The 19,085-nt window shown below is 61.7% G+C and carries 22 protein-coding genes and 2 tRNA genes; 18 read left to right on the forward strand and 6 right to left on the reverse strand.

The genetic code is table 11. The annotated features are described in order from the left end of the window. Positions 1 to 10 precede the first annotated feature (10 nt). The 8 genes from AACL53_RS02125 (at position 11) to truA (ending at position 6,415) form a co-directional block, all read left to right on the forward strand. Complete coding sequence (locus AACL53_RS02125) at positions 11 to 331, forward strand: YbaB/EbfC family nucleoid-associated protein (protein WP_339081992.1); 321 nt, start codon at positions 11 to 13, stop codon at positions 329 to 331. A 57-nt stretch (positions 332 to 388) separates the two neighbouring features. Continuing rightward, positions 389 to 994: a recombination mediator RecR gene (recR, locus tag AACL53_RS02130; RefSeq protein ID WP_339081993.1), complete on the forward strand. Its 606-nt coding sequence runs from the start codon at positions 389 to 391 to the stop codon at positions 992 to 994. Positions 995 to 1,012: 18 nt separating this feature from the next. Next, positions 1,013 to 2,377, forward strand: a complete 1,365-nt coding sequence (locus AACL53_RS02135) for an MATE family efflux transporter (RefSeq protein WP_339081995.1) — start codon at positions 1,013 to 1,015, stop codon at positions 2,375 to 2,377. A gap of 86 nt (positions 2,378 to 2,463) precedes the next feature. Continuing rightward, complete coding sequence (locus tag AACL53_RS02140) at positions 2,464 to 3,468, forward strand: NAD-dependent epimerase/dehydratase family protein (RefSeq protein WP_339081997.1); 1,005 nt, start codon at positions 2,464 to 2,466, stop codon at positions 3,466 to 3,468. A 31-nt stretch (positions 3,469 to 3,499) separates the two neighbouring features. Further along, positions 3,500 to 4,015: a peptide deformylase gene (def, locus tag AACL53_RS02145; RefSeq protein WP_339082000.1), complete on the forward strand. Its 516-nt coding sequence runs from the start codon at positions 3,500 to 3,502 to the stop codon at positions 4,013 to 4,015. A gap of 66 nt (positions 4,016 to 4,081) precedes the next feature. Continuing rightward, the gene (fmt, locus tag AACL53_RS02150; RefSeq protein ID WP_339082002.1) at positions 4,082 to 5,017 is read left to right on the forward strand and encodes a methionyl-tRNA formyltransferase; all 936 of its coding nucleotides are present in this window, start codon (positions 4,082 to 4,084) and stop codon (positions 5,015 to 5,017) included. Positions 5,018 to 5,097: 80 nt separating this feature from the next. Further along, complete coding sequence (locus AACL53_RS02155; protein ID WP_339082004.1) at positions 5,098 to 5,520, forward strand: hypothetical protein; 423 nt, start codon at positions 5,098 to 5,100, stop codon at positions 5,518 to 5,520. A gap of 94 nt (positions 5,521 to 5,614) precedes the next feature. Next, positions 5,615 to 6,415: a tRNA pseudouridine(38-40) synthase TruA gene (gene truA, locus AACL53_RS02160; RefSeq protein WP_339082006.1), complete on the forward strand. Its 801-nt coding sequence runs from the start codon at positions 5,615 to 5,617 to the stop codon at positions 6,413 to 6,415. Here truA and folE read toward each other — a convergent pair. Beyond that, positions 6,363 to 6,956 (reverse strand): GTP cyclohydrolase I FolE, encoded by a 594-nt coding sequence (folE, locus tag AACL53_RS02165; protein ID WP_339082009.1) that lies wholly within the window; start codon positions 6,954 to 6,956, stop codon positions 6,363 to 6,365. The two genes, truA and folE, sit on opposite strands and share 53 nt — an antisense overlap. 240 nt (positions 6,957 to 7,196) lie before the next feature. After that, positions 7,197 to 8,567, reverse strand: a complete 1,371-nt coding sequence (mgtE, locus tag AACL53_RS02170; protein WP_339082012.1) for a magnesium transporter — start codon at positions 8,565 to 8,567, stop codon at positions 7,197 to 7,199. Between the two features lie 365 nt (positions 8,568 to 8,932). On the opposite strand from mgtE, the gene AACL53_RS02175 reads away from it, so the two are divergent. Both AACL53_RS02175 and rnk read left to right on the forward strand, forming a co-directional pair. Then, a complete protein-coding gene (locus AACL53_RS02175; RefSeq protein ID WP_339082014.1) occupies positions 8,933 to 9,709 on the forward strand; it encodes a glycosyltransferase family 25 protein in 777 nt (258 codons plus the stop codon). Positions 9,710 to 9,959: 250 nt separating this feature from the next. Further along, positions 9,960 to 10,373: a nucleoside diphosphate kinase regulator gene (gene rnk / locus AACL53_RS02180; protein WP_339082015.1), complete on the forward strand. Its 414-nt coding sequence runs from the start codon at positions 9,960 to 9,962 to the stop codon at positions 10,371 to 10,373. Positions 10,374 to 10,656: 283 nt separating this feature from the next. Here rnk and AACL53_RS02185 read toward each other — a convergent pair. After that, positions 10,657 to 10,731: transfer RNA gene (locus tag AACL53_RS02185), tRNA-Thr, on the reverse strand. A 184-nt stretch (positions 10,732 to 10,915) separates the two neighbouring features. On the opposite strand from AACL53_RS02185, the gene AACL53_RS02190 reads away from it, so the two are divergent. The 5 genes from AACL53_RS02190 (at position 10,916) to AACL53_RS02210 (ending at position 14,932) form a co-directional block, all read left to right on the forward strand. Further along, positions 10,916 to 11,098: a hypothetical protein gene (locus AACL53_RS02190; RefSeq protein WP_339082017.1), complete on the forward strand. Its 183-nt coding sequence runs from the start codon at positions 10,916 to 10,918 to the stop codon at positions 11,096 to 11,098. A gap of 121 nt (positions 11,099 to 11,219) precedes the next feature. Beyond that, on the forward strand, positions 11,220 to 12,512 hold the full coding sequence (murA, locus tag AACL53_RS02195; RefSeq protein ID WP_339082019.1) for a UDP-N-acetylglucosamine 1-carboxyvinyltransferase: 1,293 nt from the start codon (positions 11,220 to 11,222) through the stop codon (positions 12,510 to 12,512). 107 nt (positions 12,513 to 12,619) lie between these two features. Further along, positions 12,620 to 13,093 carry a DUF2948 family protein gene (locus AACL53_RS02200; RefSeq protein ID WP_339082021.1) on the forward strand — a complete coding sequence of 158 codons (474 nt, stop codon included), beginning with the start codon at positions 12,620 to 12,622 and terminating at the stop codon, positions 13,091 to 13,093. A gap of 36 nt (positions 13,094 to 13,129) precedes the next feature. Further along, on the forward strand, positions 13,130 to 14,428 hold the full coding sequence (gene hisD, locus AACL53_RS02205) for a histidinol dehydrogenase (RefSeq protein WP_339082023.1): 1,299 nt from the start codon (positions 13,130 to 13,132) through the stop codon (positions 14,426 to 14,428). Positions 14,429 to 14,434: 6 nt separating this feature from the next. Continuing rightward, positions 14,435 to 14,932, forward strand: a complete 498-nt coding sequence (locus tag AACL53_RS02210; protein ID WP_339082025.1) for a UPF0262 family protein — start codon at positions 14,435 to 14,437, stop codon at positions 14,930 to 14,932. On the opposite strand, the gene AACL53_RS02215 is transcribed toward AACL53_RS02210, so the two are convergent. Both AACL53_RS02215 and AACL53_RS02220 read right to left on the reverse strand, forming a co-directional pair. Then, entirely contained in the window at positions 14,898 to 16,220 is a 1,323-nt protein-coding gene (locus AACL53_RS02215; RefSeq protein ID WP_339082027.1) for an adenylate/guanylate cyclase domain-containing protein, read from the reverse strand. The two genes, AACL53_RS02210 and AACL53_RS02215, sit on opposite strands and share 35 nt — an antisense overlap. A 32-nt stretch (positions 16,221 to 16,252) precedes the next feature. Further along, positions 16,253 to 16,960 carry a Crp/Fnr family transcriptional regulator gene (locus AACL53_RS02220; RefSeq protein ID WP_339082029.1) on the reverse strand — a complete coding sequence of 236 codons (708 nt, stop codon included), beginning with the start codon at positions 16,958 to 16,960 and terminating at the stop codon, positions 16,253 to 16,255. A 150-nt stretch (positions 16,961 to 17,110) separates the two neighbouring features. Here AACL53_RS02220 and AACL53_RS02225 point away from each other — a divergent pair, with 150 nt between their 5' ends. The 3 genes from AACL53_RS02225 to AACL53_RS02235 all read left to right on the forward strand — a co-directional run bounded on the left by AACL53_RS02225 (position 17,111) and on the right by AACL53_RS02235 (position 18,258). Continuing rightward, positions 17,111 to 17,860: a Maf family nucleotide pyrophosphatase gene (locus AACL53_RS02225; RefSeq protein ID WP_339082031.1), complete on the forward strand. Its 750-nt coding sequence runs from the start codon at positions 17,111 to 17,113 to the stop codon at positions 17,858 to 17,860. A gap of 7 nt (positions 17,861 to 17,867) precedes the next feature. Then, a complete protein-coding gene (gene yacG / locus AACL53_RS02230) occupies positions 17,868 to 18,092 on the forward strand; it encodes a DNA gyrase inhibitor YacG (protein WP_339082033.1) in 225 nt (74 codons plus the stop codon). Between the two features lie 90 nt (positions 18,093 to 18,182). Next, positions 18,183 to 18,258, forward strand: a tRNA-Phe gene (locus AACL53_RS02235). A gap of 118 nt (positions 18,259 to 18,376) precedes the next feature. Here AACL53_RS02235 and AACL53_RS02240 read toward each other — a convergent pair. After that, positions 18,377 to 18,901 (reverse strand): tetratricopeptide repeat protein, encoded by a 525-nt coding sequence (locus tag AACL53_RS02240; RefSeq protein ID WP_339082035.1) that lies wholly within the window; start codon positions 18,899 to 18,901, stop codon positions 18,377 to 18,379. Positions 18,902 to 19,085 lie beyond the last annotated feature (184 nt).

Here is a 19,085-nt window from a genome sequence, read left to right on the forward strand (position 1 = left end):
CGAGGACGATATGAAAGACATTATGGGAATGATGAAGCAGGTGGGCCAGATGCAGGCTCGCCTCAAAGAGATGCAGGACGATCTCGCCAAGGCCGAACATGAAGGCCAGTCGGGCGGCGGTCTCGTGCATCTGACCGTCGACGGCAAAGGCGAAGTGAAACGCGTGCGGATCGATCCGAGCCTGATGAAGCCGGACGAAGTCGAGATTCTCGAAGATCTGATCGTTGCCGCGGCGGTGGACGCGCGCAGCAAGGTCGATACGGCCATGCAGGACAAGATGGCCGAGATCACCGGCGGCCTTCCGTTGCCGCCAGGCATGAAGCTTTTCTAGAAACTCGAAGACCTGCGAGTCCTCATCATCGCATCGGCTCTCCCGGCATCGCACTGAATGTCTCGCAAAACCGCAGGCCCTGAAATCGAGCGCCTCGTGCAGCTGCTGGCGCGGTTGCCGGGGCTCGGGCCGCGCTCGTCGCGCAAGGCGGTGCTGTCGCTGCTCAAGCGGCGCAACGAGCTGCTCGTTCCTTTATCGGAAGCTTTGCAGCAGGCGATCGCGAAAATCGCGGAATGTCCCGTGTGCGGAAATCTCGATACGGTTTCGCCGTGCAGCATTTGCGCCGATCCGCGCCGCGATACGAGCTTGATCGTGGTCGTCGAGGAGGTTGGCGATCTGTGGGCGCTCGAACGTGCGGGCGTCGTCTCGGCGCAATATCACGTGCTCGGCGGGCATCTGTCGCCGCTCGACGGCGTCGGTCCGGACAAGCTCAACATCGCGAGCCTCGTTGGGCGGGCGCAATCACCGACAGTCAAAGAAATTCTGCTCGCGCTCAACGCCACCGTCGAAGGCCAATCGACGGCGCATTTTATTTCGGATCAACTCGTGTCGGCGGACGTTACGGTATCGCGCCTTGCGCAAGGCGTTCCGATCGGCGGCGAACTCGATTATCTCGACGATGGTACGCTCGCCGCCGCGTTCAAAGCCCGGCGCAAACTATAAAAAGCAAGGCCTCCGCCCATGACAGACGTCGAGATCGTTCGTCGTCGTAATGAAGGTCCGAGGTTCGTCACCGGGTCGCTCCTCCGCCACATTCTGTCGATGACGACGGCAGGCGCCGTCGGGTTGATGGCGATCTTCATCGGCGACCTTGCAAACATCTATTTTCTGTCGCGCCTTGGCGACGAAGCGATCGTCGCGGCGGTTGGATATGCGAGTTCGATTCTCTTTTTTTCGACGTCGATCGGCATAGGATTGTCGATTGCCGCGACGTCGCTGATCGCGCCGGCGCTGGGTGCCCGCAGACGTGTTCGCGCACGCCGGTTGTCGGCGAACGCGCACGTACTCACATTTCTATTTTCAGCGGCCGCCAGCGTTGCGATCTGGTTTGCCATTCGGCCTCTGCTCGAACTTCTCGGCGCGACCGGCCGCACACTCGAATTGGCGAGCTTCTATCTCGTCGTCCTGGTGCCGACGCTGCCGCTTCTTTCGCTCGGCATGACGTCGGCGGCTGTGCTGCGTTCGGTCGGGGACGCGCGCCGCGCCATGCACGTCACGTTGTCCGGCGCCATCGTCAACACGATCCTCGACCTCGTTTTCATCGTGCATTTCGGACTTGGCCTGGAAGGCGCGGTGCTGTCGTCGTTGCTGGCACGCATCGTGATCATGGGCGTCGGCCTCTACGGCGTCATCTCGGTTCACGATCTGATGGGGCGGCCGAAAATCGCAACGCTCAAGCAAGATGCTTCGCCCTTCTGCCTCATCGCCGGCCCTGCGGTGCTGACCAATATCGCGCCGGCGGTCGGGAACGGTTACATCACGCTCGCGATTTCGGCCTATGGAGATGCCGCGGTTGCGGCCTGGGCCATTATCGGACGTATTACGCCGGTCGCGTTCGGGGCGATTTACGCGCTCTCAGGCACCGTGGGGCCCATTCTCGGGCAGAACTTCGGCGCTCGCTCGCCGTCACGAATGCGGGATGTTTTCACGCTGTCGCTGTTGACGATGGCTGCGTTCACGGGCCTCGCGTGGCTCATTCTGGCACTCGTCGCGCATCCGCTTGCCAGCCTCTTCAAGGCGGGACCGGAGGCGCGCGATCTGATCGTCTTTTTCTGTCGCTGGCTGTCGCCGCTGTTCGTTTTTCTCGGCACGGTTTTCATCACCAACGCGGTATTCAATACGCTCGGTCGCGCCCACCTCTCGACGCTGTTGAATTGGGGGAGGGCGACCGTCGGAACCGTGCCGTTCGTGCTGCTCGGCGGCAAGTATTACGGGGCCGAAGGCGTGCTGGCCGGAAATATGATCGGTGGCGTCGCGTTCGGTTTGATTGCCATAATGGCGGGATACAGGCTGATCGCCCGGGTTGGGGAAACGCTGAAGCTTTAGGCGTCGCCGTCGTTGCACTTTTTCGCGACGCAGTTTCTAGATCGTCCGGGGACGTCCTTTTTGCGCCGGTTGGCTCGCCGACCGGCATGTCCGAGGGAACCGGCTTGGCCATTGCGCAGCGCATTCTCGTCACCGGCGCATCTGGCTTCATCGGCCAGCACGTGGTCCGGATGCTTGCCGACCGCGGTTACAGCGTTCGCGCGGCTTCGCGCCAGCCGATCGTCTTCGACAGTCCGCGGGTCGAGGGCGTGGCCGTCGGCGACATGTCGCGATCGTTCGCCGCCGAATTTCTGGTTCGGGGTGTCGATGCGGTGGTGCATGCGGCCGGTTTGTCTCATGCCCGCACGAATTTGCCCGATGCCGCCTATACGGCGATCAATGTTGATGCAACTCGCCAGCTTGCCCGGGCGGCCCGCGCGGCGCGCGTGAAGCGGTTCGTCCTGATGTCCTCCATTCGCGCGCAAGTGGGTGCGACGCATCCGGGCGTCGTCACCGAGACGACGTTTCCGACGCCGACGGACGCCTATGGCCGGTCGAAGCTCGCGGCCGAGGGAGTTCTTGCAAAGATGCTCGAGGGATCGCCGACGCATTGGACGGTGCTTCGTCCCGTGCTCGTCTACGGCGGTGGGGTCAGAGGCAATATGGCGACGTTGATGCGGCTTGCCGCCCTGCCGTTGCCGCTGCCATTCGCAGCGCTCAAGGCTCGCAGGTCGCTACTCAGTATCGGCAATCTGCTCAGTGCCATTCAATACGTGCTGCAAACCCAAACGGCCGAGAACGCGACATTCATCGTGGCCGACCCGGCGCCGTTAACAATAGCGGAGATCATTCGGGCGTTACGCCGGGGCGCCGGGCGGCCCGAAATGCTCCTGCCGGTTCCGGAAGGGTCCCTCGTGGCGTTGCTTCGGATGGTCGGAAAGCCGCATTTCGCGGACCGGCTGACGGGCGATCTCGTCGTCGATGCCGTGCGCCTCAGGCGGATCGGATGGGCCCCGCCGGAGGATACCCTGGGGGCGCTCGCAGCTTCGGCGCGGGCGGGTCCCAGCTCCGAGCATCCAAAACCTCCACGGTATAGAGCCGCACGCCATTGACCGCCGCTGCTGGCTTTCATATGTCACCGCTATGGCTGTTCTTCCGATCATCACCATTCCTGATCCCGTGCTGCGCAAGATCTCCGATCCTGTCGAGCGCGTGGACGATGCCGTCGTCAAGCTGATGGACGACATGCTCGAGACTATGTACGACGCGCCGGGCGTTGGGCTTGCCGCCGTGCAGGTCGGCATTCTGAAGCGGGTCGTCGTCATCGACGCGGCGGAGGACAAAGAGGCCCCGAGGCCGATCGCCATGGCAAACCCGGAACTCGTCGCCATCGGGCAGACGACCCGAGTACATGAAGAGGGCTGCCTTTCCATTCCGGATGTGCACGTCGAGATCGAGCGGCCGTCGACGGTGACCGTGCGCTATATCGACCGCTACGGCAAAGAGCAGGAACTCGAGGCGGACGGCTTGCTTGCCACGGCCATTCAGCACGAGATCGATCATCTCGACGGACAGCTGATCATAGATTTCCTTTCGCGGCTGAAGCGCGACATCATCATCCGCAAGTTCAAGAAGCAGGTCCGGACGGGCGGAGACTGAACTCTGGCGCGCGTGCGGCCGGCTGGACCTTCAGGGCAGTCGCTCGCGCCAACATAAACGGGCGACATGCCGCTCAATATCGTCTTCATGGGGACACCCGATTTCTCGGTGCCGGTGCTCGATGCGATCGCGTCGGCCGGACATCGGGTTGTCGCCGTCTACAGCCAGCCGCCTCGACCCGCCGGGCGCGGCATGGCGGAAGTCAAATCTCCCGTTCAGCGCCGTGCCGAAGCGCGGGGATTTGAAGTCCGGACGCCGGTGAACTTCAAAAGCGAAGCGGATCGCGAGGCCTTCGCGGCGCTCAACGCCGACGCGGCCGTGGTCGTCGCGTACGGTCTGCTGTTGCCGAAGCCGGTCCTCGATGCGACGCGGCTCGGCTGTTTCAACGTCCACGCTTCGAAGCTGCCGCGATGGCGCGGAGCCGCGCCTATCCAGCGCGCCATCATGGCGGGCGATACGGTGACGGCCGTCAACATCATGCGGATGGAGCAGGGGCTCGACACGGGGCCGGTCTGCCTCGGCAGGGACGTTCCCATTTCCGGCAGCATGACTGCCGGAGAATTGCACGACGAGCTGTCGACGCTCGGCGCATCGCTGATGGTGGAAGCGCTTGCCAAGGTCGAGGCGGGCGAGATTACTTGCGTGCCGCAGCCGGCCGAGGGCGCGACCTATGCCGCCAAGATCGGCAAGGGCGAGACGCGTATCGATTTCTCGCGCCCAGCGAGCGAAGTCATCAATCACATTCGCGGGCTGTCACCCGCTCCCGGCGCGTGGTTCGAGATCGCGATTGGCGGCAAGGCCGAACGGATCAGGGTCCTGACGGCGACGGCGGCCGACGGGACGGCCGAGCCCGGCACGCTCATCGACGACAATCTGACGATCGCTTGCGGCACTGGCGCCGTTCGCGTCGAAAGACTGCAGCGGGCCGGAAAGCAACCGATGGCTGCAGCAGACTTCCTTCGTGGCACGCGGCTCGCGGCCGGGTTACGTCTCGCCTGTTAATCATAGGCGTGAAAGGCTCTGAGACTTTCTCGGTGTGAGGTTAATCTCCGCGAGTGATTCCTCGGTCCGGAGATCCAGCCGTGCTTTCAAAGTTTGCGCTTCGTCTTGCAGCCTGCGGTTCGCTGATGTGTGCGCTGGCGGCGTCGGCGAGCGCCGATAGCTTCACGACCCGGATCGAGACGCGTCCTTACTACGGCGCCGTCGTGACGCTCGAACATGGGGTTCACGTCTATCGCCCGTTGCCGCCGGATCGCTACGTCGTCATCAACCCCGATCGGGTTCCGTTGTCGCTCAGCATCAGCGAGACGAACATCTACGGGCAGCGCTCGCCGGCGATCTATGATGGCGGCGGGAATGTCTACACGGGTGATGGGCTCTACCACGCACCTGCTTGGGGCCGGGCTGTCCAGTGGCGGCCGGGTTTCTATCGTATCGGCGGACCGCGCGGGGGCTTGCATCCGGGTCATCACGGCAAGCCGCACGCGGTTCAACCGGCGCATTAGCGGATCGACGTGACACTCGACGTGATAAAGGGCCGTTGAGCCGCTGCCCGGCAAAGGCTAGGGATGGCCGAAGCATTTTTTCAACCTGAGCCCGATGCCGCGCTACCGCATTACCATCGAATACGACGGCACGCCTTTTGTCGGCTGGCAGAGACAGGCCGAGGGCCTATCGATCCAAGGCCTGCTCGAAGACGCAATTCGTAAATTCACCGGCGAAACCGTCGGCGTGCGCGGGGCGGGCCGGACCGACGCAGGCGTTCATGCGCTGGGGCAGGTCGCGCATGTCGATCTGACGAAGGATTGGGCGGCCTCGCGCGTGCGCGACGCGATGAATTTTCATCTGCGTCCGCATCCGATCGGAATCGTTGCGTCGGACCCCATCGATCCCACGTTCGACGCACGCTTCAGTGCAGTGATGCGCCATTACAGATACCGGCTTCTGACCCGTCGCGCGCCGCCGATCCTCGACAAAAATCGTGTCTGGTGGACGATGCGCGATCTCGATGCCGAGGCGATGGCCGATGCCGCCAAGGTCTTCGTCGGACGACACGACTTCACGACATTCCGCGCGGCGCAATGCCAGGCGCCCTCGCCCGTGAAGACGCTCGATGTCTTCGACATCAGGCGTTCGGGCGACGAAATCGTTTGCGAGATTTCGGCGCGGTCGTTTCTGCACCATCAGGTGCGGTCGATGGTCGGCAGCCTGAAGCTCGTCGGCGAAGGGAAGTGGTCGCGCGAGGATATCGTTTCGGCGCTCGCCGCGCGCAATCGAGAGGCGTGCGGGACGGTGTCGCCCGCATCAGGCCTCTATCTCGTTGGTGTGGATTATCCCGAGGACGCCGTTAAGCCGTCTTCGTATCCTCCGTCACGATCGCCAGAAACTCCTGACGTGTGATCGGGTTGTCGCGGAAGGCGCCGAGCATTCTGCTCGTCACCATGTCGGTGCCGGGCTTCATCACACCGCGCGTCGTCATGCAGTGATGCTCGGCCTTGATCATGACGGCCACGCCCTGCGGCTGCAGCACGTCCTGGATCGTGTTGGCGATCTGAGCGGTCATCTTCTCCTGGATCTGGAGACGCTTGGCGTAGGCATCAACAACACGGGCGAGCTTGGAGATGCCGACGACGCGGCCATCGGGGATATAGCCGACCCAAGCGCGGCCGATGATCGGCGCCATGTGATGCTCGCAATGACTTTCGAAGCGAATGCCGCGGAGCACGATCATCTCGTCATAACCTTCGATCTCTTCGAAGGTCTTCTGGAGGATCGCCACCGGGTCCTGGTCGTAGCCGCGGAAATATTCTTCGAATGCCTTCGTCACGCGGGAAGGCGTTTCCTTCAGGCCATCGCGCGAAGGATCGTCGCCCGTCCAGCGGAGGATTGTCTTGACGGCTGCTTCAACCTCGGCGCGCGTCGGCTTGTTATCTGAATTCATTGGAAAACACTGGTTGTTATCGGAAGGGGGGATCGTAGCACGGCTTTGGACGTCGGCCCTTATAGACCTATCGGATTCGAGACGGCAAACGTCACCTTGCCGCCGGTAGGATGGGGGCCGCCGTTAGATGTGAACAGAGACGCGGTTTGTCGATATGGGACGCCTTTCGCAGTTAATATGGGGCACAGGGCGGATACGGCGCGCATTCCCGGCCGGATCACCCCCGTCAATTTTTGCCTGTCAAAGCAGTGTGCCGCGCAGGACAAGCAGCGCGACGCTGAAATAGATCATCAAACCGGTGACATCGACGAGCGTCGCGACGAACGGGGCCGAGGCGCTTGCCGGGTCGAAGCCGAGGCGTTTCAGTATGAAGGGCAACATGGAGCCCGTCAGCGAGCCGAAGGTGACGATGCCGACGAGTCCCAATCCCACCGTCAATGCAACCAGTTTCCAGTGCTCGCCGTAATCGAAGATGCCGAGTTGCTGCCATAGCGCGATCCGGGCCATGCCGATCACGCCGAGGATGACGCCAAGCGTCACTCCGGTCGGGATTTCCCTCATGGCCACGCGCCACCAGTCGCGCAGACGCAACTGGCCAAGCGCGAGCGCGCGGATGAGTAGCGAGGTAGACTGCGAGCCGGAATTGCCTCCCGAGCTCATGATGAGCGGGATGAAAAGGGTAAGCACGACGGCTTTTTCCAGCTCGTCGGAATAGTGCTGCATGGCGCTGGCTGTCAGCATTTCGCCGAGAAAGAGCGCGGAAAGCCAGCCGGCGCGTTTGCGGATCATCTCCACGAAGCCGATCTGTAGATACGGCTCCGCGATACCTTCGACGCCGCCGAACTTTTGAACGTCTTCCGTACTTTCAGCGAGAATCGCGTCGACGACGTCGTCGACGGTGACGATTCCGAGCACGCGATGCCGCGCGTTGAGGACGGGCACGGCGAGAAGGTCGTGGATGGAGATCAGACGCGCCACTTCTTCGCGGTCCGTGTCGGGTGAAACCCAGACGGGATCGCGGTCGGGCGCCACGTCGAGGATCGACTGATCGGGCTGTCCCATGATCAGCTGACGCAACGTGACCGTCCGCACGAGTTCGCGCGATTGGGGGTCGAGGACATAGATCGCGTAGATCGTTTCCCGAGTGTGCTCCACCTCGCGGATGAGCTTCAGGGTTTCGGCGACGGTGTAGGTCGAAGGAACGCTGACGAACTCAGTCGTCATGATGCTGCCGGCGGTGCCTTCGGGGTAGGCGAGCAGCAGTTTCAGGGATTGGGCGGTTTCGAAGTCGAGCAGAGTCAGCAGCTTGGTGCGGTCGGGCCCATCAAGCTGGCGGAGGGTGTCGGCCGCGCGGTCCGCGGACATGCCCTTGAGCACTTGGCCTGCGAATTCGTCGGGTAGTTCGAGGATGAGATCGCCGGCGCGCGCAAGTTCGGGCCGGTCGAATATTTCGACAACGCGATCAAGGGGCAATTCGGCGAGTATCGAGCCTGCCGTCTCGAGGTCCAGCTCATTCAGCTGGGCGACAATATCGGCATCGTGCTCTTCGAGCAGCTCGACCAAGACAATCGGATCGACGTCTTCACCCGATGCAGTGCGGATGTTTTCCATGGCTCACCTTCCGATCCGCCGTTGCAACGGATCGTGGCGAGCCGACCCGGAGGTCAGGCCACGAGCCGCAACGGCCGAAGCATTCGACTGCTGTCGCCAGACAAGGGTTGGGTTCCTTCGTAATCGCGGCGCCAAAATCATGGCGGCCACAAGCCCACATGATCCGATTGACAATAATAGTCAAGGGCAGGGGAAGCCGCATTTTTGGGCGATCTCGCCGGCGGCCTTCAGACGTCGACAAGGTCAGCGCACATCTCAAAATGTGTTTGCAAGGCCCTGGGCCTCTTGGTGCTGCAAGTATAATCTGTATACACGCTATTGGAGATAGCGAGTCTCGATGGGCTAGCCGGCGGCCGGGGGCATCAATGCTTACACTCGTCATCAGCTTGCCTCTTTCAACGCAGCGTCAGAAAAAAATTTCGGCCGGGCTGCAAGCGGCCGGGATGTCATTTTCCATCCTTCCGGGCGTCGTCGGGAGCGAGCTTTCTGAGGCGGAGATCGGGTCTTTTGCTCCCTTCCGGTTCATGGCGCGCTTCCGCCGCGAGATCGGGCCGGCGGAGGTCGGATGCACGCTATCTCATAAGCTCGCACTCGAAACATTCCTGGCCAGCAGTGAGTCGACGGCGCTGATCCTGGAGGACGACGCGGTGATCCCGTCGAACCTCGGCGACGCGATTGCTCTTCTCGTCAATCGGCTGCCCGGGAATTGGGGTATCCTCAAAGTCGGCGGCATTGGAGGTGTCAGAGGGCGACTGCTGCAGGAAACCGCTGTGGGCAAGATCGTGGAAACACATGCGACGACGGTTTGCGCGCATGCCTATGTCATCTCGCGGCAGGGCGCTTCGCAGCTCTTGCGCCGAATTCTGCCGATCCGGTTTCCCTATGACATTTATCTGCGGGACACGCACGTGCATGGCGCGAGGACGTTCGAGGTCGTACCGACGCTCGTTGTGCAAGAGGATCTTGCCGGGTCACGGATTCAATGTGACCGGATGGAGAGGCCTCCTTCGTCCGACCTGCGCAGCTTTGTCGCCTACCGGACCTGGAAACTCGGCCACGAAATCAGGCGGCGTGCCCATATCGTCAAGACGATCGGCTTGAGTGCGGCGGTCGCGCCGAGTCGGATAACCCGACATTCTTAGCGAGCCAAGCAGGCGCCCCAACACAGTTCCGGGTCAGCCACCATATTTGACACGGACGACTCCGCATGCCAAGGCATGCCTCCATGCAGTCATGTGCTTATTTTTTCCGCTTCCGCCACCAAGGGGGACAGCTTCTCGAGGGCATCTAGCCCGGGCTCCGGTGCATTTCGGCACGGGCTCGGGATGACTCGAAGGACTGACGTACGCCGTCTTTCAGACGAGCGACTTTTACCACTCGAAAGCCAGCACCATGACCCGAAGCACCAGAACGGGGCGGCCTCCCGTTCATCTCATCGATACCGAGGCGGACAATCTCACCAATCTTGCATTGGGTGTGGCCGAGACCATGCCTCAGGTCAGCGAACTGCTGATGAGCGAGATTGCGCGCGCCACCATGCATAAAGCGACGCGCATGCCTTCCGACGTCGTCACAATGCATTCGACCGTCGAATTCACCGACGAGGGGAGCGGTGCTGAACGCACAGTGCAGCTCGTTTACCCTGCGGAGGCAGATATTTCGAACGGGCGAATTTCAATTCTCACGCCTGTCGGCGCAGGGCTAATTGGCTTGCGCGAAGGTCATTCGATCCGCTGGCCCGATCGCGAAGGTCGCGAACGGCAACTGACGATTCAAAAAGTGACGCAGCCCCCGCGGGGCAAATAAATTCATCAAACATCCATCCGCTGCGCCAGGCCAAGGCGGTCATTTAATAGGTCGGCGCTCTGGCTTGTCCCAAGCGGGACAAGTCAGGCTCGTGCACCCGGATGTCCGTGCTGATCTTCGCCCCTGAGCGCGTGTCGATTGCGCGCAGCCCGCGGAACCGCCGAACGAGACCCCAATAGCTGTCGCGGTTGATGAGGCTGCTGCATTTTATCCGGCGCACTTCGGGGCGCGACGGAGTCGCGGCGCGGAATACAGATTTTCCAGAATTTTTGAGCTTTTACGCTGGTGCTGCCGGAGGGGATTGAACTCTCGACCTCTCCCTTACCAAGGGAGTGCTCTACCACTGAGCTACGGCAGCTGAAGGCGGATGCCTCGAAGAATCGAACGTGCCAGGGGCGTCGCGTTGGTACGCTCCTGCATCGGGCGGGCGGACACTGCCACAAGGCTTGACGGCGAGCAAGACGGAAAGCCAAGCTATTCGTGGACGACGCCGACACGCTAAAATTGAAGCCGGGCATCTACTTGGAGCGCGCGAGACGGGCATGACGGGAAATTTCCAGCCAAAGCCGCCAGGAAATGCGGATAAGGCGAAAAGTGCCGGCAAGCTCACGCGCCAGGATCGGCTGGCGGAAGAGCTGCGCGCGAATTTGAAGCGGCGCAAGGCCGCGGCCCGCCGTCAGAGGGGGGAGGGTGGCGATCCGCCTCCGGACGAGGGCGGCGTCTAGGGCCTCATCTGTCGTAAAAGCCGCTTGCCGATGCGGTCTCTCAACCTTTAATCACGCTTGGCTTGTTCGTGCGGGGTCGAGATTCGCGCCCGTTTTCATCATTCGGAGACAATTGGCATACATGGATCGGATCAAAATCGTCGGCGGGAAGCCGCTTCGCGGTAGCATTCCGATTTCAGGCGCCAAGAACGCGGCACTGCCCCTGTTGATCGCGAGCCTTCTGACCGAAGACCGCCTGACGCTCAAGAACGTCCCCAATCTTGCAGACGTCAATTTGCTGGTTCGCATCCTGCGGAATCATGGCGTCGATCTCGCGGTCGACGGCAAGCGGCCTGGCCCGACCACTCATCTCGGCGACACTATTCATCTCACGGCGCGCGATATCGTCGACACGACGGCTCCCTACGAAATGGTTTCGCGCATGCGCGCGAGTTTCTGGGTGCTTGGACCGCTCGTCGCGCGGATGCGCGAAGCGCGCGTGTCGCTGCCGGGCGGCTGCGCGATCGGCACGAGGCCGGTCGACCTGCATCTGATGGGGCTCAAGGCGCTGGGTGCGGAAATCGACATCGACGCCGGATACGTCATCGCGCGGGCGCCGAAGGGGCTGCACGGAGCGCGTATCGTGTTTCCGAAGGTGTCGGTCGGTGCCACGCACAACGTTCTTTTGGCGGCCGCGTTGGCCAAAGGCGAGACCGTTATCGAAAATGCGGCGCGGGAGCCTGAAATCGGGGACGTCGCCCTCTGCCTCAGCAAGATGGGTGCGAAGGTCGAAGGGATCGGCACGTCGGTGCTTCGGATCCAGGGGCGCGATCGTCTTGAAGGCGCAGTTCATACGGTGTTGCCGGATCGTATCGAGACCGGCACATTCGCGATGGCGGTTGCCGCGACGGGCGGGGACGTGACGCTCGAGGGTGCGCGTCTCGGCGATCTCAAGGCTGCGCTCGAAATTCTCGCGAATACCGGGACATCGATCCAGGAGACCGAAACGGGCGTTCGCGTTTCTCGAAACGGCGGCGGCATTGCTCCGGTATCGGTCGAGACGGAGCCGTTTCCAGGATTCCCGACCGATCTGCAGGCGCAGCTCATGGCGCTTCTCACGCGGGCGTCGGGTACGAGCGTCATTCGCGAAACGATCTTCGAGAACCGTTTCATGCATGTGCAGGAACTCGTCCGTCTCGGTGCGGACATCCAGCTGCACGGCGACACCGCGACGATCACGGGGGTCAAAACGCTCAAGGGCGCGCCCGTCATGGCGACGGACCTCCGCGCTTCCGTTTCGCTCGTCATCGCCGGGCTTACCGGAGAGGGCGAAACGGTGATCAACCGTGTTTACCATCTCGACAGAGGCTTCGAGCAGCTCGAGCGGAAGCTCAGTGCCTGCGGCGCGGACATCGAGCGCCTCGCCAGCAGCTGATGCGCTTGCTCTTGCGTTGCAGCTTTCGGCACGCCTTTGTAACACTCTGCGATCATAGCCACTGATCCAAGCCATTTGGGGCCGCACAGCGGAGACCTTCGATACTGATGCCGGACCTCAAGCTCATCGCCTTCGATACGGACGATCTCGGCGTCATTTCCGCTCAGTTGCAGGACGCCGTTTTGCGTGTCGGTGATATGAAATATTTGCCGAAGCAGAAGCGTTTCGTCGGCATAGCCAACCGGTTCGATTGGCAGAAGTTTGCGGAGGATGCGCAAGCATCCAAAACCAGGATCGCACCCGAGTACGAGCGCCGCCGGTGCGCCGTCCGGTTCGAGCGCGTCAACGCCGTGAAAGTGCACGGATTTGACCTTCACGACAAAAGGGCGGCGTTGGCGCTGCTCGCCATGACATACGAACCGACGGCCGGCTCAGATTCGCCCGAAGGCGATGTCACGTTGACATTTTCCGGCGGTGCGGCCATTCGGCTGGGCGTCGAGTGTATCGAGATCGAGTTGAAGGACCTCGGGGCAGCCTGGACAACCAAGCGCCCGCCGGAGCATCCCGAGGACGCAAGCTGATTTCGCTCGACCGCTTGCCTTAAGGAACGATGCCCGATGCCTGTACGGCTCAATAGCAACGACAAGGATTTCGAGGCTCACTTCGTGGAGCTTCTCGGGCTGAAGCGCGAAGTCTCGGCCGACGTCGACAACGCGGTTCGCGCAATCATCGATGATGTCCGGGCGCGCGGCGACGCCGCGCTCGTTGATCTCTCTCTCAAATTCGACAGGCTCGATCTTCGCAAAACCGGTATCGCGGTGACGGCCGCTGAGGTCGAAGCGGCCTATGCCGCGTGCTCGAAAGAAACGCTCGATGCGTTGAACTTCGCACGCGACCGCATTGCCGATCATCATAAGCGCCAGCTTCCATCGGATGATCGCTACACAGACGCGGCCGGCGTCGAACTCGGTCACCGCTGGACGGCCGTCGAATCCGTCGGGCTTTACGTTCCGGGCGGACTTGCATCTTATCCGAGCTCCGTTCTGATGAATGCCGTGCCGGCGCAGGTCGCGGGCGTTCCGCGCATCGTCATGGTCGTGCCGTCGCCGAGCGGCGAACTCAATCCGCTTGTTCTGGCGGCTGCGAAAATTTCGGGCGTATCGGAGATCTACCGCGTCGGCGGCGCGCAAGCTGTTGCAGCGCTCGCTTACGGTACGGAGACGATACGGCCAGTCGTCAAGATCGTCGGGCCGGGCAATGCGTGGGTCGCGGCGGCGAAGCGGCAGGTGTTCGGCACGGTCGGCATCGATTCGATCGCAGGTCCGTCCGAAGTTCTCGTGATTGCGGACAAGAACAACGATCCGGAGTGGATCGCTTCGGATCTTCTTGCGCAGGCCGAGCACGACACGGCAGCTCAGTCGATTTTGATGACGGACGACGAGGCGTTCGCCGAGGCGGTCGAGGCGGCTGTTCGCCGCCAACTCGGGACGCTGCCGCGCGGAAATATCGCGGGCGAAAGCTGGAACACGTTTGGCGCCACGATCATTTTAGGATCGCTCGGGGAGGCCGTTCCTTTGGCTGACCGTATCGCGGCCGAGCATTTGGAAATCGCGACGGCGGATGCGGAAGATCTCGCGATGCGCATTCGAAACGCCGGGGCAATTTTCATTGGCAGCGTGACGCCTGAGGTTATCGGCGATTATGTTTCCGGTTCCAATCACGTTCTTCCGACAGCGCGCAGTGCGCGTTTCTCGTCGGGCCTTGGAGTTTTGGACTTCATGAAGCGAACATCGATCCTGAAGCTCGATCGCGCCGCTCTCGAGAAAATCGGGCCTGCCGCCATGACGCTCGCTCGCGCCGAAGGGTTGGAAGGCCACCGCCGCTCTGTCGAAATCCGGCTCGAAAAGGCAGGCTGATTTTTGATGGATCAAACGGTCGCCGCTCAAGAGAAAAGCCGGGATCGCCTTGTCGACATTACGCTCGATGCGAAATCGCTCGGGCGGGCCAACTCGAATATCGAGCACGAGCGGGAAGTCGCGATCTTCGACATTCTCGACGGTAACGCCTTTCGCATCGATGGCATCGATGCGGGCCCATACAAACTCCATCTCTCGCTTGCGGACGACCGGCTTTCGATGGCGATCAGTCCTTCGGGAGAAGCGGAGACCGTAGAGCACACGCTTGCGCTGACGCCGCTGAAGCGCATCGTCAAAGATTACTTCATGATCTGCGAGTCCTACTATGAGGCCGTCAGAACTGCGCCTCCCGCTCGCATTCAGGCCATCGACGTCAGCCGACGGGCGCTTCACGACGAGGGCAGCGCATTGCTCAAGGAAAAGCTGCTGCCGCGGATCATCGTCGATGACGACACCGCGCGCCGGCTCTTTACACTCGTGTGCTCGCTGCACTGGAAGGGCTGACGTCCGCGTCCTTGCGGCCGAGCAAGAACCAGGACTCCTGCGGTCCCACACCTTTTATCTCGATGAGGCCGCGCGGTTCGATCGAGAACGCATCGCGGATCGCCGCGCAACACGACGGGCAGATGACGATGCGGCCGGGGACGCTCGATTGTTCGAGACGGCTCGCGAGATTGACCGGATCACCCCAGACGTCATAGCTGAATTTATTCTTGCCGATGATGCCCGCCATCATCGGGCCGCTTGCCATGCCGACCCGGACATTGAGCGGAAGGTTTTCGGCGGCGCTGACTTCCTGCACGACTGCGACCAGATCGAGCGCCATCGCGGCCAATGCGTGCGCGTGGTCTTTGCGCATGAGCGGGACGCCGGACGCGACCATGTAGGCGTCGCCAATCGTTTTGATCTTCTCGACGCCGTGGCGCTCGGCCAGCTCGTCGAATGCGCTGACAAGCTTGTTCAATAGTGCCACGGTCTTTTCCGGTCCAAGTCCGCGGGCCATGCTTACGAAGCCGGTGATGTCTGCAAACAGAACGGAGGCTTCGGAAAATCCATCGGCAATGGTCTCGCCCGGCGACGCTTTGAGGCGCTCGACGACGCTGTCGGGCAGGACGTTGCGAAGTACTGATTCCGTTTCGGCTTTCGCGCGTTCGAACAGGCTGAAGGCGTAGTACACGCAGGCCGCGATGAGGCCGAATGTCGTGACCGCACCCTGGACGTAGAGGGAGCTTATGATCTTTTCGTCCGGCTTGAGCTGGGCGGCTTCCATCGGGAACTGAAACCAGGCGATCAAATGCAGGATGAGCGCGGCGAAGACGATGGCGACGACGAGCCAGAAGCGCCGCGCTTCGAAAATGACGAAGGGTGCCGCTGCCGCCACGACATATTGCAACGGCGCGCCCCCGAGGCGTCCGAAGAAAAATGTGAAGCCGATGAGCGCGACGAATTCCGCGACCACCAGGAGAAGGCCTCCGGCAAGCTCGTTGATCCGGTGCATGAAAGGAACGAGCGAGACGATGAACGCGAGCGCGAGGTTGATATAGACGACGGGCATCATCTCCTTGTTGCCCGATGCCCAAAGCTGCATGGCGTAGATAAAGGTCGTTGCCACGACGAGGGACGAGAAGACGTTGACGATCTTCAGCCGCCGCTGAATATCCGGCGGGTAGCCATGTATGCCGAAGCTCGCTATGCGGCGGACGAAGGAACGGACAATTCCAAACGCTCCAAGCACCGGCGCGGGCAGGATCGCCAGTCGTGCTCGCCGTTGTTGCCGATCCATGATCGTCATGCGCGTGGCCCCGCGAATGGGTGCAAGGGCGGCTATTCCTTTTCGTCGAGCCGCCCAATGCCGCTCAACGCCGCGATATCACACACGACCTGCTGACCCCGACGCTCTATCGCGCCCTCGGATTCGAGTAACCCCAAAGCCGCGTTGACCTTTGGGCGGCTCGCCCCGACAAGAAGAGCAAGTTCACTTTGCGAAATCGGAAGGGGAAGGGAGATCTTCTCGGCTTTGCTGGCCGGATCTTTCTGGCGCACGGCGGCGAGGAAGAACCGTGCGAGCCGCGCTTCGATCGGATGCAAAGCGATGGCTTCGAGCTGTTCATCGGCGTCGCGTAGCCGGCCGGCGAGAAAGCGCACGGCAGCTTCACCGACGGCTGGGCGCGTTCCGAGCAAACGGAGAAATGCTGTTTTCGAGAGCATCAGCGTCTCGACTTTGTTGACGGCCGTCGCGTCCGCCGATCGCGGCCTTCCGTCGAAGACCGCCAGTTCTCCAAAAATCGAAGGGGCCTCGACGTGGGCGAACGAAAGTTCACGTCCGTCAGCGGTCAGGACCGACAGCCGGACCCGGCCCTTCGTGACGATGTGAAGCTCAGAGCCCGCCTGGCCGCGCGAGAAAATGATCTGGCCTGGCTCGAAGGCTGCGTCCCGCAATTCGAGGGCGACAGCCTTGCGGCTCGGTTCATCGAGGGCGCCGAAAAGCGGCGTTCGAGCAAGGAGGTCCGCAGGGTCTGGTCTCAGAGCCATTGCCGCCATCAATTTTGTTAAAGAATGCGCTATTCATGCCCTGTTTTGTTCTCAACCGCAACGCAGGCGGACTTGCTAAGGGTGGAATGCCTGCGCCATTGTCGCAAAAGGGCTGCGCCGCCTCACTTTAATCTTCCCGTGGTTACGATCATGATATCGAGTCTTATGAGCAGCTTCCTTCCCTCCTTTGCACGCTCCGAAGCCCCCGGCCGCGAGACGTTGCGCCGTTCGCTGGCGCGCGAGATGGCGTCGTCCAAAACGGAAATCGAGCGTCCGCAGCTTGTTCTGGCAAGCGCCAGCCCCCGGCGGGTGACGCTCCTGGCACAGGTCGGCGTGACGCCGGATGCCTTGCGGCCCGCTTCCATCGACGAAACGCCGAAGCGGGGCGAGATGCCGCGAGCGCTCGTTTCGAGGCTTGCGCGGGCGAAGGCGGAGGTTGCGCGGGATCAAATCGCCAATGACCGGGATCTCGCCGGGGCCTACATCCTCGCGGCCGATACGGTCGTTGCGATGGGGCGCAAGGTGATGATGAAGCCGACGCACATCGAGGAGGCGATGGCGTCGCTACAACTTCTGTCGGGGCGAACCCACAAGGTCCAGACCTGTATTTGTCTGATCACTCCCGACGACAGGGTTCGCATGAAGATCGTCGATACACGGGTGAGGTTCCGCTATATCAACCGCTCAGAGCTCGAATCCTATATCGCCTCCCGCGAATGGCGCGGCAAAGCTGGAGGCTACGCCATTCAGGGGCTTGCCGGCTGTTTCGTGCAGCGGCTCATCGGCTCATACACGAATGTCGTCGGGTTGCCGCTGACCGAGGTCGTCAGCCTCCTCAACTCGGAAAAATTTCCGATCCAGTACAATTGGCTGAAATACGCCGAAGTCGATCGCGATTGAGCGCGCCATGTCAGCGTCCCGCTCCGCCAGCAAGCCGTTGCGTTGTCCTATTTGCGGGAAGGAGGCGGTTGACGCCTATCGCCCGTTCTGCTCGAAGCGCTGCGCCGACATCGACCTCGCGAAGTGGTTCAGCGGCAGTTACGCGATCGGTGGCAGGGAAGAAGACGAGGGCGACGGTCCGGCCGCGAAAGATCCGTCCCAGCGACCAAATGGCGAGGACGAAGAAGACTGAAAACATGTCGTATCGAGGTGCTTGCATCCTGCGGATCACGCCCCTATAAGACCCCTCTACTTCGCACGGGGCTCAGCGCCGCGGAGGCAGGCCCAGGTAGCTCAGTTGGTAGAGCATGCGACTGAAAATCGCAGTGTCGCTGGTTCAATTCCGGCCCTGGGCACCATAGCCCCACGAGATCAGCCAGACGTAATGTCGATGCGAGATCGCTGAAGTTTCACCGTCCTGAGAAATGACGATCACACGCAGACTAAGCGCGTGACCGGATCGCTGTCAGGCCGCAGTCATTTCTGCCCATCAGGCGGCGTTACGCCCAACCGCTTCAAACCTTCGGACGCTGCGAAGAGTGTCGGCTCGAGTGCCAACGCGGCGCGAAAATCGGCAATGCTGGCTTCGCGTTCGCCAAGCATTTCATTGGCCAACGCCCGGTTGAGGAGCGCGGGCGACATGTCGGGCGCAATTTCAAGCGCCCTGGTGAAGTCGGCTTTCGCCTGCTTCGGTTTCCGCAAGTCGAGGTAAACGTTGCCGCGATTGTAGTATGCGAAATTATTTTCCGAGTCGGCATGTACCGCCGCGGTGAAGTCTGCCAGCGCTTTTGCCATTTCCTTGCGTTCCGCGCGGGCGATGGCCCGATTCATATAGGCCGTCGAAAGAGCGTCGCTCAGCATCGTGCGCTGGATGACTTCGGTGCATCCCCGGATTTTCTGGGCCAGATTGGTCGCGTCGTTGCAGTCGGCAGTGGCGTCCGCGCTAGCGTTTATCGACGTTAGGATGAGAATGGTCGTCGCTAGCTTGAGTACGCGGTTCACCGGGGGATGCCTTGTCGCTTGGGGGTCAGCTACCGAATAGCGACCGAACATTTCGTCGTCGTCAATACTACTTCGCAAGGGATCGGACGGTTTCGCGCCAGCTCCGATGTCAAGCCAGTGTCTTCGCAGTGGAATTAAATTTTCATGACCCAGATAGCCGCGCGCCCTCATTCGGCGAACCAGC

The sequence above is a fragment of the Hyphomicrobium sp. ghe19 genome (assembly GCF_902712875.1).
Classification (GTDB): Bacteria; Pseudomonadota; Alphaproteobacteria; order Rhizobiales; family Hyphomicrobiaceae; genus Hyphomicrobium_B.